Origin of the sequence: Myroides sp. C6-3 (genome assembly GCF_050522425.1) — a bacterium.
GTDB lineage: Bacteria > Bacteroidota > Bacteroidia > Flavobacteriales > Flavobacteriaceae > Flavobacterium.
Map to the genome: position 1 here is coordinate 168,292 of NZ_JBMVQP010000002.1, position 12,527 is coordinate 180,818.

A 12,527-nucleotide genomic window follows, 5' to 3' on the forward strand; every position below is an offset into this window, starting at 1 on the left:
CTAATAGGAGAACCCATAGCGGGTTCTTACTAGACAAAGAGGAAAAGCCTCTATATATTACTGCCTAATTGCAAGTGATTTGAATCAATCACTTTACAGCTGATAGAGCAAATATAAGCATTTTTTTAGACATTGCCAAATCGATTTGTTTTTAACTAGCTAAAAATCAACTCTTACTCCTCAAAAAAAAGGGGGACGTCTTATAAAAAAGTGTATCTTTATCCTAATTTAATCAAAAATAAATGAATCAAAAACCGAAACTTACCCTTGCACTCTACAGCCTTTCTCTTCTTAGCACCTTGTTGATTATAGGCTTCGCCCTTTTAAGTCACATGGGAACGAACGGAATCTACACGTATACGCTTATCGGTGTAGCATACGAACTCCTATGGTTACCACTACTTGCATTCTTATTGGGAATTCCTTTGGTATGGCTTGTATTAGCCATACAGAAAAAAACAGCCTGGAGTAAATTAATTCTACCTTGTATTTTATCAGGAATAACGATATTGTATCTCATAGTATCACAATAAAAAAAAGAGCCGTAAACGGCTCTTTCTATTTATTATATCTTATAATTACCTTGCTTGTCTTTCAACACCGTATACATTTTTTGATAGGTATGAACTTCTGTTTGTAAACGTTCTCCTTCTCGAAGTAAATAACCTGCCATCACTTCCAGTTCTGTTTGGGGCTTATTACTTATGAAATCACTGTGCATCGATGTAGTAGAGTCAAAGGGAATCGCTGCCAAACGCTGCATAATTACCTCAACAACATCTTCCGCTAAAGGAACGCCTTTCGCCTTAGCTACAACACTAGCTTCTGTTACTAATGCATATATAGTAGGCGCATGATCACGCATCACTACACCAAAAGAGCTGTTATAAAATGTAGTAGCGACAGCAGAAGAAGAAACTAAGATATACTTTTCCCATACTTCTCTAGCGATATCTTGGGTACAAAAAGAAGTAATCCCAGCAGCTTGTAAAAAGTGATTGACTTGAATCATTAAAGGAGTTACTCCCTCCGTTCGACCAAACACAATTTTTTGTCTTCCACTTGGATTGTCAATTACTCCAGGATCTTTCAGACGAGACACCATATACGTACATCCTTGCCACACCTCAGCCTCCAATTCGAAATCGAGCTTTTCAAAAGCCTCTACCCCATTCAGCAGCGGTAAAATAACCGTGTTTTTAGAGACGTTCTTCTTTAAGTCTACAATTACCTCATTCAAATCATATTCCTTCGTGCAAAGCAAGATAAAATTCATTCTCCCCAACTCTTGTACGTGTTCAACTACGCGAGTTGGTTTTCCAACGATAACGCGATCTTTAGACAACACCGTTAGTCCTTCTTTTTTGATCTGGGTCCCGTGTTCCCCTCTAGCAACAAAATGAATATCTACTTGCTCGTCACTTTCATAATAATGTGCCAATAACCCGCCATAAAAACCACCTACACCTCCTAGACCTATAACTCCTATATTTACTTTACTCATCCTGTATTATGTATTGATTTTTAAAGATACTCAAAAACCCAGAAAACCCGTTATTTTCAAAGGGAATAAAACAAAAAAACACCTCAATTGAGGTGTTTTTATATGATGATCAGAATTATTTCTTCTCTTCTTTTTTTGCTCCTTGTGTTCCTTCTGGCTTGTTGCCTTCTGGTTTATTTTCTCTTGGAGGACGCGGCATAAGCGCTTTTTTAGAAACTTTTGGTTTTTTCGTTTTCGGATCAATACCCAAGTATTTCACCTCTAACTCATCTCCAATTTTCAATACATCTGAAGGATTTTCAATACGTTTCCAATCAAATTCAGATACATGAAGTAAGGTTTCTTTTCCTGGTACGAATTCTACAACCGCACCAAAATCTAGCATTTTCACTACTTTCACTTTATACACTTCTCCTTCAACTGGAGAGAAGATCGTATTGCTAATTGTAGCTAAAGCTCTATCCATACCTGCTTGATCAGTACCCAATACTTCAATTAAACCAAAGTCCCCCTCTTCGTTAATAACGATAGTCGTACCTGTATCTGCTTGAAGTGCTTGAATGTTTTTACCACCAGGTCCGATAACTGCACCGATAAAATCTTTAGGGATTGTAACCGTAACAATTTTTGGAGCTTTAGGTTTCACTGTAGCATTAGGAGCAGCAATGGTCTCTTCTAACAATCCTAAGATGTGTAAACGACCATCAAGAGCTTGCTTTAATGCTTGTTCCATGATTTCATAAGCTAGTCCATCGATTTTAATATCCATTTGACAAGCAGTGATACCGTCTTTTGTTCCCGTAACTTTAAAGTCCATATCTCCTAAGTGATCTTCATCTCCTAAGATATCAGACAATACAGCCCAACGTCCTGTTTTAGCATCAGAAATTAATCCCATTGCAATACCAGAAACGGGTTTTACCATTTGAATACCTGCATCCATTAGCGCTAAAGTACCCGCACAAACCGTTGCCATTGAAGACGAACCGTTTGATTCTAACACTTCAGATACTAAACGAATTGTATAAGGACAATCCGCAGGAATCATGTTTTTCAATGCGCGTTGTGCCAAGTTTCCATGTCCAACCTCGCGACGTGAAGTACCTCTTAAAGGTTTTGCTTCACCTGTTGAGAATGGTGGGAAGTTATAGTGCAAATAGAATCTTTCTTCACCTTGTTCACTTGGTAAGTCGATGATGTTTGCGTCTCTTGATGTACCTAGTGTAACTGTTGCTAAAGCTTGCGTTTCACCACGTGTAAAGATAGACGATCCGTGTACAGAAGGTAAATAATCTACTTCACTCCAAATTGGACGAATTTCTGTTGTTTTACGACCATCCAAACGGATATTTTGATCTAAAATCAAGTTGCGTACCGCTTCTTTTTGTGTTTTCTTGAAATACGTACTGATTAATTCCGCTTTTTCTTCTAAATCTTCTTCAGAAAACAACGCTTTAACTTCTTCGTATACTTCAGCAAATTTCTCTCCACGTTCGTTTTTAGCACTTGCATGTGAAGCGATATCATACAATTTAGCATAAGCTGCATCATGAACGATTTTCTCTACCTCAGCATCTGTAACTTCTGGTTCGTACTCGCGGAAAGTAAGACCTAAAGCTGCACGCATTTTCTCTTGTGCTTCGATTTGAACTTTGATAGCATCATGCGCAAACTTAATTGCATCGATCATTTCTTGTTCTGAGATTTCTCTCATTTCACCCTCTACCATACAAACAGAATCTTTAGACGCTCCGATCATCATATCGATATCCGATTGATCTAATTGTTCTCTTGAAGGGTTGATAATGAATTGTCCGTTGATACGTCCAACTCTTACCTCAGAGATTGAATTGTAAAAAGGAATATCTGATACAGCTAATGCTGCAGAAGCAGCTAAACCAGCTAATGCATCAGGCATTACGTTTTCGTCATGAGACATTAACTGAATCATCACTTGTGTTTCCGCGTGATAATCGTCTGGGAACAATGGGCGTAAACAACGGTCAACTAGACGCATGGTTAATACCTCTTGATCACTAGGACGCGCTTCGCGTTTAAAAAAGCCTCCTGGAAAACGTCCAGCAGCAGCGAATTTTTCTCTGTAATCTACAGTTAAAGGAAGGAAGTCTACACCAGGGTTTGCTGTTCTTGCAGAAACTGCTGTAGCTAAAAGCATACAGTCTCCCATGCGAACAACAACAGAACCGTCTGCTTGTTTGGCTAATTTCCCAGTTTCGATTGAGATGCTACGTCCATCTCCTAAATCGATAATTTCTTTGGTTACCTTAGGAATCATAATAATTTATTACTTTAGGGTTTCTGTCTCTCCGAAGAGAGACGTAAAATGTGTTGTGTGTGTGTTGTGTTGTGTGTTGTGTAGTATATGAAACCCAATGAAAAACCAGATCTAACTCTGCTAAAGGCAAAAAAACAAAAAGAGGCGCGCAGGCACCTCTTTCCTATATTGATTATTTTCTAATACCCAATACTTTAATGATCTCACGATATCTGTTAATCTCAGTTTTCTTTAAGTAGTCAAGAAGTCTTCTTCTTTTACCTACTAAAAGAACTAGTGAACGCTCTGTGTTGTAATCTTTACGATTTCTTTTTAAGTGCTCAGTTAAGTGAGAGATTCTGTAAGTGAACAAAGCGATTTGTCCCTCTGCAGATCCTGTGTTTGCAGCTACACCTCCGTGTTGTTGGAAGATCTCAGCTTTTTTTTCTTTTGTTAAATACATGCCAATATTCTTTAATGATTTTTATGTACGAACTCTAGTTTTCTAAAATTCAATTGCAAAGGTACTTTTATTTTTCAAATCATCAACACAGTTCTTTATTTTTTTTAAAAAAAAGTAAAGCACTTGGTCATACTACATTATACATAAAGTGAAGCAATGGATTCATTCAACTCTTCTAAGAAGACCTGATCTTCATTTGTAAAAGCATTCAGCGTGTGGGAGTCAATATCGATTTGCCCTATATTCACACCATGCACAAATAGGGGTACTACGATTTCTGATTTTACGGTCATACTACAGGCGATATAATTACTTTGAGCACGTACGTCTTCTACTAAAAACGTTTGATTACTTTCTGCTACTTGCCCGCAAATCCCCTTGCCAAACGGAATAACGGTGTGATCGGTTGCTTCGCCAGCATAAGGCCCGAGATGTAACAAGCGCTTTTCTACCTCGGCAAAGTAAAACCCTACCCAATCGTAATGCGGTATTTTATTTTCTAAGCTATTGCAAATAGCCTGTAATTTCTCCGTGATACTAGCTTCCCCTGCTATAATGTGCTTTGCTTCTTCTAAAAGTGTTGAATATATTGTCTGCATCTTTTCTCTTTTTTATCACCCAAAGATACGCCATCTGTTGTAGGAATTTTCTCTTTTTTACCCCTCTACTTTAAACAAAAAAACTTCTACGCTATTGAAATCCTCCTTTTTTGCTTATTTTTGTCTCATGCTAAACAAACGACTTGTCAGTATATGGTTTTTATTGATCTTCCTATTTTCAAACATAGGATGGTCGATGAGCGTGCATTATTGCCAAGGCGAAGCGCATTACAGTCCCTTGCGTTATGCCCATACGCATCAAGAAGATGCAGGCACGGGATGTACGATGGAATTGGAACAGCAAATTCAACAGGAGGAAAAAGCTTGTTGTTCTACCCCAAAAGCGGTTGAAAAACCCGTTAAAAAATTTGAAGATAAAAAATGTTGTCAAGATGAGTTGATCAAATCCAATCCTTCGGATCACAATATTCAACCTGTCTATACTCCAAATTTCGATTTTATTCTTCCAGATTACGGCTGGACGACCCTAGCTACCTATGGCATTGATTTCCCTATTCAAAAGCAGGAAATTTCAGCCTATTATATGGAGGCGAATGCTCCTCCACTCTATCAATTATATTGTCGCTTAGTACTTTACTCGTAATTTTTTGTTCCTACATTTTAGTTCAATCTGTTCTCTACAGCTTGAACAATTTTATTTTGTATGAATAATTATGCGTAAACAATGATTAAACACTTCATAAGTCTTGCTGTTTTGACAGCGGGAACTTCGCTATATGCACAACAAACGATCACAGGACAAATCGTAGACGAAACACATACCCCTGTGATCGGAGCTTCTGTTTTTTATGCCAATCAATCTATTGGCGTTGCAACGGATGCACAGGGAAGATTTACCCTAAATTTTATCGAGAAAGAACCTTTGACGGTTTCTTATATTGGTTATAAAACACAAACCTTTACTCCTCAAGTTGGACAGTCTTATCACCTTGTCCTACAACCTGAAGAATCATTGGATGAGGTGATCATCAAAACAAAACAACGCAATACCACGCGTTCGATCAAGGGAACAACAAATAGCTTCACCATGAATAGTGGTGAATTACTCAAAGCCGCTTGTTGCAATATTTCAGAAGCTTTTGAAACTAATCCTTCTATTGATGTTAACTATACCGATGCGATAACAGGAACCAAACAAATTAAAATGCTGGGGTTAACCAGTCCGTATATCCTAATTGCAGAAGAGAATATTCCTTCTGTACGAGGTGCATCTCAAATTTACGGTATGACGTTTACACCGGGTACTTGGGTAGAAAGCATTCAAGTAACCAAAGGAGCTGGAACGGTAATCAACGGATATGAGAGTATTTCTGGACAATTGAATACGGAATTGATCAAACCCGCTACGGATCGACCTTTCTTTGTTAATTTATACGGTTCAACAGACGAGCGATTTGAGGCTAATATTCACGGCAATTATCACCTCAACGACAAGTGGAGCTCTTCGCTTTTTATTCACGGAAACTTAAGAACTGGAGATCACGATAAGAATCGCGATGGGTTCTTGGATATGCCCAAAGGAGAACAGCTTAATGTGATGAACCGCTGGCAATATACCAATGTAGAAAAGGGGATTGTGAGTTTTATTACGGCTCGTTACATGAAAGACAACAAAGTGGCAGGCCAAGTGGATTTCGACAAAAAGAAAGACAAAGGATCTACAGTCCTTTGGGGATCTGAAATCAACACAGAAAAACTAGATTTATCCACCAAGTTAGGCTATGTATTTGCAGATATGCCATTTCAAAGTGCGGGACTCCAAGTAGCATACAACTACCACAAACAGGATTCGTATTTCGGCTTAAACCTATATGATATCAAGCAAAACAGCTTGTATTCTAACTTTGTTTTCAATTCCATCATAAGCAATACACTTCACAAATTTACAACAGGGCTTAGTTTCACGTTAGATCAGTATACAGAACGAGTATTTGTTCCCGGAATTCATGAAGATTTCAATCGCACGGATAATGCGCTAGGGGCATTTTATGAATATACTTATGACAATACTACTGATTTCAGTGTAGTTGCAGGTATGCGTGTCGATTATCACAACCGCATGGGTGTATTTGCAACTCCGCGTTTACACTTGCGTTATAATCCGTGGGAAAATGGTGTTTTACGCGCTTCTGTGGGGAGAGGAAAACGCATAGCCAATGTATTTGCAGAAAATCAAATCTACCTAGCGACTAATCGCCTGTTTCAAATTGAAGGTAACAACGGCAAAATTTACGATCTTGATCCTGAAATTGCGTGGAACTACGGATTGAGCTTTACACAAAACTTTCACTTTATTGGAAGAAAAGGAGATGTAACCCTAGATTTCTACCGCACCGATTTTGAGAATCAAATTGTTGTTGATGCCGATTACAACGCACATCAATTGTTGTTCTACAATTTAGATGGTAAATCCTATGCGAATAGTCTGCAGTTGGAAGTAAATTACAACCTAGCGCGCAATTTAAATTTGCGTTCTGCTTATAAGTACTACGATATTGCAACGGATCAAAAGACGGGTAAATTTGAAAAAGCCTACCAACCGAAACACCGCTTTTTCGCCAATTTAGAATATACAACTACCGAAAAAGACAATGGTGCGCATTGGAAATTTGACTTTACCTATAATTGGCTAGGCAAACAACGCATTACCTCTACAGAACAATATGCAGAAGTGAATCAGCTCAAGTCATCCTCCAATCCGTATTCGCTGATGAATTTTCAGATTACCAAAGTATTTTCTCCGCGATTTGAATTTTACGTGGGAGGTGAAAATATTGGAAATTACAAACAACGCAATCCAATTGTAAATGCACAAAATCCGTTTGATACCGATTTTGATACTTCTATGGTTTATGCTCCAGTTGCAGGTTCTATGTATTATGCGGGATTGCGATTCAAACTTGATTAATTAACTCAAAAACGTATAAGATGAAAAAAGTAATTTTAACTTTAGGTCTTGCCCTATGTACAGCTGTTGCCTTATTTGCGCAAGAAAAAGAGCAACCCAAACAAGTAATTGCTGTTAAAGGGCAATGTGAAATGTGTAAAAAACGCATCGAAAAAGCAGCTTTGGATGTTAAAGGCGTTCGCTCTGTTGATTGGTCTGTCGCGGATCAACAATTGACGGTATACCTCAACCCTAAAAAAACAACAGGAAAAGAGGTACAAGAAGCAATCGCTCAAGTAGGTCATGATACGGCTTTAATCAAAGCAACAGACGAGGCTTATAACAACTTACACGGCTGTTGTAAATATGAAAGATAGGAAAACAAAAAAAGCACTAACTAGCGATTAGTGCTTTTTTTTTCAAACAACAATATGCTATTCTGTAGCCAAACTCACAAACTACAAAATATTCTTTTTCTTTTTCATAGCATTTCTCCCTATCTTCAGTAAATCATCTTGTATAAGACACTAAAACTTGATTTACTTAAAGGATAAAAAGAAACGTAATTCTCTTTATAGCTGTATTTTATTACACAACAAATGTATGATGCTATGCATGCATAAAACATGATTTTTATCACTTTTTGAAAAATTTACGTAAAAAAGGAAAATTTAATAAAAAAAAGCACTTATGAAGACCATAAGTGCTTTTTTTTGCGTCCACGGAAGGGCTCGAACCCTCAACCCTCAGAGCCGAAATCTGATATTCTATCCAATTGAACTACGTGGACCAACCAAAATGTTTATTTTGTCAATAGTGTTTTTACTATTGTTGAAATCGTTTTTCCATCAGCTTTTCCAGCCAATTCTTTCGATGCCATTCCCATTACCTGTCCCATAGCAGCCATTCCTGCATGATTTCCATCAGCGATGATCTTAGCAATAACTACCTCTACCTCTTCATTAGACAATTGTGCTGGTAAAAATTGTTCAATAACAGCGACCTGTGCTAATTCTGGTTCAGCTAAATCAGCTCTTCCTTGTTCTGAGAAAATAGCCGCACTGTCTTTGCGTTGCTTAACTAATTTTTGCAGAATTTTGATTTCCTCTTCTTCGCTAATCTCTTCCTTAGAACCTGACTGAGTTTGCGCTAATAACAATTCTGCCTTAACTGCTCTCAATGCCTCTAAAGCGATACTATCTTTCGATTTCATGGCGCTTTTCATCGCATCCATAATAGTTACTTGTAAACTCATATCTTTTTTATTTGGTTTTGCAAAGATATAAAAAAGCCGATAAAACAAGACAAATTCGCTATTTTTACTTTTCAATCACTCTCTTTTTTCTTTCCTTATTGGACTTTTAAAACGTCTTTTTTAACTTCTTTTACTTAAATAAACCCTCTTTCTTTTTTGTTCTCTTTATGGAAAGAAAACCAAAAACAGACGTGGTATTACTTTTATTTCTCTCTTCTAAAACATTAGCATAGAGAAAGAAACTCTCTATTCGAGAGGCATTCTTCACTGTCGCATATGGTATAAACCATCCAGTTCAATGTATGCGTATTGCCCCTGTTGTCTAAAAGGAATAAACGCGTTATCTCCTTCTAAATTTCTAAGCCTTCCGTAGATGTCATAGTCTGTACGTATCCACCTGAGCAACTGCATCTTTCACAAGCTAACGTAAGATAGTAGTAACAAAAAAGTTTAGCTGTAACCAACTAAACTTTTGAATTTTTTATATTTACGCTATTTTTTAAATCTTCTCTAACTTGCATTAAAACTTTACCGAGCAAGTTTTTACCTCTCCATTTGTAAATACAATATTTATTTTCGTTTTCCATTCCATAACCAATACCCCAAATCAAATCCGTTGGACTTGCTTCCGCAATAATTTTATCTCGAGTTTCTAATAGAAGTGAGCACAAGTCTTGATTTTGATTAAATTTCGCATAATTCCCTTCATACGAAATTTCAAATCGGGATTTTTCCCAAATATTACTTCTAAAATTCTTAACTAGCCTTCCTAATCTTTTTTGATTACCAGGATGTTGTTCTTTCAAAATTTTATTTGCAATAGTATTATCACCAAATAACATCGCTTTTTTATACATGATAAACTGCTCAACACAATTAAAGGTTATCTCTTCAATACAAAAACTTTTTAAATACCATTGAGACATAAAGTCTTCTTGTCTATAAAAAAAATGAAACGAATCTTGATCATATTTCTCCATAAAAAAACTCCTCTTTTAAATCATTTAAAATTGCAATTCCTGAGTTAATCGTATCAATATATTTACTTTTATCATAACTATCTGGTATATTAACAATAAACAGTGGATTAGATACAATTCCGATTATTTGATCAATATCAGAAGTAAAAAAGTATCTTATTTGTTTAGGAAACAACGTATTATTCTCAAATTCTTTCAGCACATTTCTAACTAATTGTACTAAATAATTAAATTCTTTTTGATCCCATAAATAGGTTAATCTTAATCTATAAAGATACATTCTATCCGAGTTCTCATATAATAGATATTCTTCTAATGCTGTCATTATTTATATTTTTTAGGTTTATATCGCTCAACTATGGTTTCCTTCTTAATTATTTTATCAACTAAACCTTCTTCCATCATTTCTGATAATCTATTTGCTCTTATTCGATCATTATATCTACTTTTAATATCTTCCATTATATATTTTTCTCTGTTAGCAGCAGAAGTTAAATCTATTTTATTTGAATCCACTTTATCTAGATCAATTGCAACAACATCTGTTCCTGAACGTAAAGCCCAATCTTCCGCTAATTTACGATTCTTTGTAATGGAGATGTATTGATCTAAATAATAGTTTTTTGATCCATTATTTATATGATTTATTACCGATTGTCTAGCATTCATATCTTTTGCTTCTATATCACCTCCTAAATCTAGTAGAATCGTATCATCTAAATTCAAAGCTCTAAACCATATATCTTCCCAACCAAAAATATCAACGTAGATATTCGAATCCTTCACATAGGAATAGAACCTAAAACCACCGTGTAATCCAATCGGATCTTTAGCTATATACAACCCACTATTCGAATCGTAATAGCGGAAGCGGTTGTAGTATAACCCATCCAGCTCGATATCTTCATATTGCCCTAGCTGTCTAAAAGGGATAAACATCCGATCCCCGACAAGGTTTCTGAGCTTGCCGTAGATGTCATAGTCTGTACTCCAAACCAGCGCTCCTTCTTCGCTATACGCTTGAATTGGTCTGCCGATATAATCACTGAGGATGCTATAGTGCTTGCCATCGACAATTTTACCACAAGGCACATAGCTATTGGCTTCATATACCCAGGTCACCAGATGATCTATCGGCTCCACCTGAGTATACCCTAGCTGACCCTTTGTGTGTTAAAAAAAAGCTATCGAAATGTATGTTAAGCTAATTTATTGAAGCTTGTGGATAATTAAAATACCACAGTACTATACGATTTGTCAAAAAGAGGGGCACAGATTATACCCGAGATCTTAGCCGAATTGAACATAAATTCATTATCTAATTCCTACTATACAATGTACTTTTTTAACGATGTTTTTATATGGATTTTTTAGGTCTATGCTTATAACATTTTACTATATTATTTTATCTTCATCACAAGAAATTCCATAGACACTTTTTATCCACTTATTATAGTATTCTTTTTGATGAGCTAAACTTTTAATATAAGCACTATTCTCCTCTTTTTCAAAAATATTGAATATTCTATTTTTATTTTCAGGATTAAATGGTTCTCCAAATAATAGTTGTACACAATAAATCGTATTACTTAATTTTCTATACATACATACATCATATCTATATCCTTTAATCATCAATTTAATCCCAATATCTTCCAATTTTTCTCGTAAAGAGTCAAAAGCTTCTTTTACAATAAATCCTTTTGCCTCTATACTATTATTTACATAATGAAATTTCAAATAAGTACAATTAATGTTTCTCCCATTAATTATCTCGTTTTGCTTCCATAACATTATACTAGAAGACACTATTTCCCCATGTTTTGTTACGTAATCAATAATAAATGTTTTTTTTTCCATTACTTATACTTGTTCCATTTAATATTATTAGCATTATCTATGTCATTAATAGAAATTACTCCTTTGATATTTTCATTTAGTATTTCGTTGCGAATTGCAAATTCATTCTCATAAGAATGTATATGATCTCCTAGTATAGAATTCACATTGATTCCTTTAGAATCATCAATTTCAATTTTATATAAAAAACCATCATCATAAAATTCGCTCACCCCTAATGCATCGTTTGCATTGTATGAAGTTCCTATATATTGTGAGTGGGTGTTATTAAAGACATATTCCGATAATGAAACTTTTGAATTAGGACTCCATGCTACAAAACCTCCACTACTTTTGATGATACTTGGAGGTCTTTCATCAAATCTATACACCGTTATTAACTCCAACCCAAAAACATCCACCTCCCCATTGCTATCCCATACATACGCATAAAACGTGGGGTTGTTGCCTGCAAGGCCTATCGGATCCTTAGCTATATACAACCCGCTATTCGAATCGTAATAGCGAAAGCGGTTGTAGTATAACCCATCCAGCTCGATATCTTCATATTGCCCTAGCTGTCTAAAAGGGATAAACATCCGATCCCCGACAAGGTTTCTGAGCTTGCCGTAGATGTCATAGTCTGTACTCCAAACCAGCGCTCCTTCTTCGCTATACGCTTGAATTGGTCTGCCGATATAATC

14 protein-coding genes and 1 tRNA gene are annotated in these 12,527 nt (G+C 36.1%); 4 read left to right on the forward strand and 11 right to left on the reverse strand.

Going from position 1 to position 12,527, the window contains the following annotated elements:
* The first annotated feature begins 242 nt into the window (after nucleotides 1-242).
* Nucleotides 243-533, forward strand: coding sequence for a hypothetical protein (locus ACPDG9_RS01850; protein WP_430526119.1), 291 nt, complete (start codon nucleotides 243-245; stop codon nucleotides 531-533).
* Nucleotides 534-565: 32 nt separating this feature from the next.
* Here the strand turns inward: ACPDG9_RS01850 and ACPDG9_RS01855 are convergent, their stop codons facing one another.
* The 4 genes from ACPDG9_RS01855 to ACPDG9_RS01870 form a co-directional block, all read right to left on the reverse strand.
* Nucleotides 566-1,504 carry a ketopantoate reductase family protein gene (locus ACPDG9_RS01855; RefSeq protein WP_430526120.1) on the reverse strand — a complete coding sequence of 313 codons (939 nt, stop codon included), beginning with the start codon at nucleotides 1,502-1,504 and terminating at the stop codon, nucleotides 566-568.
* A gap of 115 nt (nucleotides 1,505-1,619) precedes the next feature.
* Nucleotides 1,620-3,800 (reverse strand): polyribonucleotide nucleotidyltransferase, encoded by a 2,181-nt coding sequence (locus ACPDG9_RS01860; protein ID WP_430526121.1) that lies wholly within the window; start codon nucleotides 3,798-3,800, stop codon nucleotides 1,620-1,622.
* Nucleotides 3,801-3,972: 172 nt separating this feature from the next.
* Complete coding sequence (gene rpsO / locus ACPDG9_RS01865; RefSeq protein WP_002987657.1) at nucleotides 3,973-4,242, reverse strand: 30S ribosomal protein S15; 270 nt, start codon at nucleotides 4,240-4,242, stop codon at nucleotides 3,973-3,975.
* A gap of 137 nt (nucleotides 4,243-4,379) precedes the next feature.
* Nucleotides 4,380-4,841 (reverse strand): GAF domain-containing protein, encoded by a 462-nt coding sequence (locus ACPDG9_RS01870; RefSeq protein ID WP_430526122.1) that lies wholly within the window; start codon nucleotides 4,839-4,841, stop codon nucleotides 4,380-4,382.
* A gap of 127 nt (nucleotides 4,842-4,968) precedes the next feature.
* On the opposite strand from ACPDG9_RS01870, the gene ACPDG9_RS01875 reads away from it, so the two are divergent.
* The 3 genes from ACPDG9_RS01875 to ACPDG9_RS01885 all read left to right on the forward strand — a co-directional run bounded on the left by ACPDG9_RS01875 (nucleotide 4,969) and on the right by ACPDG9_RS01885 (nucleotide 8,126).
* Entirely contained in the window at nucleotides 4,969-5,445 is a 477-nt protein-coding gene (locus tag ACPDG9_RS01875; RefSeq protein WP_430526123.1) for an HYC_CC_PP family protein, read from the forward strand.
* A gap of 81 nt (nucleotides 5,446-5,526) precedes the next feature.
* On the forward strand, nucleotides 5,527-7,770 hold the full coding sequence (locus ACPDG9_RS01880) for a TonB-dependent receptor domain-containing protein (RefSeq protein WP_430526124.1): 2,244 nt from the start codon (nucleotides 5,527-5,529) through the stop codon (nucleotides 7,768-7,770).
* Nucleotides 7,771-7,790: 20 nt separating this feature from the next.
* Complete coding sequence (locus ACPDG9_RS01885) at nucleotides 7,791-8,126, forward strand: heavy-metal-associated domain-containing protein (RefSeq protein WP_430526125.1); 336 nt, start codon at nucleotides 7,791-7,793, stop codon at nucleotides 8,124-8,126.
* Between the two features lie 339 nt (nucleotides 8,127-8,465).
* On the opposite strand, the gene ACPDG9_RS01890 is transcribed toward ACPDG9_RS01885, so the two are convergent.
* From ACPDG9_RS01890 to ACPDG9_RS01920, 7 genes are all read right to left on the reverse strand, one after another.
* Nucleotides 8,466-8,539 (reverse strand) — tRNA-Arg (locus ACPDG9_RS01890).
* 12 nt (nucleotides 8,540-8,551) lie between these two features.
* Complete coding sequence (locus tag ACPDG9_RS01895) at nucleotides 8,552-9,004, reverse strand: GatB/YqeY domain-containing protein (protein ID WP_430526126.1); 453 nt, start codon at nucleotides 9,002-9,004, stop codon at nucleotides 8,552-8,554.
* Nucleotides 9,005-9,468: 464 nt separating this feature from the next.
* Nucleotides 9,469-9,984, reverse strand: a complete 516-nt coding sequence (locus ACPDG9_RS01900; protein WP_430526127.1) for an NADAR family protein — start codon at nucleotides 9,982-9,984, stop codon at nucleotides 9,469-9,471.
* Nucleotides 9,971-10,309, reverse strand: a complete 339-nt coding sequence (locus tag ACPDG9_RS01905; protein WP_430526128.1) for a hypothetical protein — start codon at nucleotides 10,307-10,309, stop codon at nucleotides 9,971-9,973. Before ACPDG9_RS01905 ends, ACPDG9_RS01900 begins: the two co-directional genes overlap by 14 nt.
* Nucleotides 10,309-11,127 (reverse strand): RHS repeat domain-containing protein, encoded by an 819-nt coding sequence (locus tag ACPDG9_RS01910; RefSeq protein WP_430526129.1) that lies wholly within the window; start codon nucleotides 11,125-11,127, stop codon nucleotides 10,309-10,311. The genes ACPDG9_RS01905 and ACPDG9_RS01910 overlap by 1 nt, the downstream gene beginning before the upstream one ends.
* A gap of 252 nt (nucleotides 11,128-11,379) precedes the next feature.
* The gene (locus ACPDG9_RS01915) at nucleotides 11,380-11,844 is read right to left on the reverse strand and encodes a hypothetical protein (protein WP_430526130.1); all 465 of its coding nucleotides are present in this window, start codon (nucleotides 11,842-11,844) and stop codon (nucleotides 11,380-11,382) included.
* Nucleotides 11,844-12,527: RHS repeat domain-containing protein (locus tag ACPDG9_RS01920; protein ID WP_430526131.1), on the reverse strand; the 684-nt coding region annotated here is incomplete at its 5' end. The genes ACPDG9_RS01915 and ACPDG9_RS01920, both read right to left, overlap by 1 nt.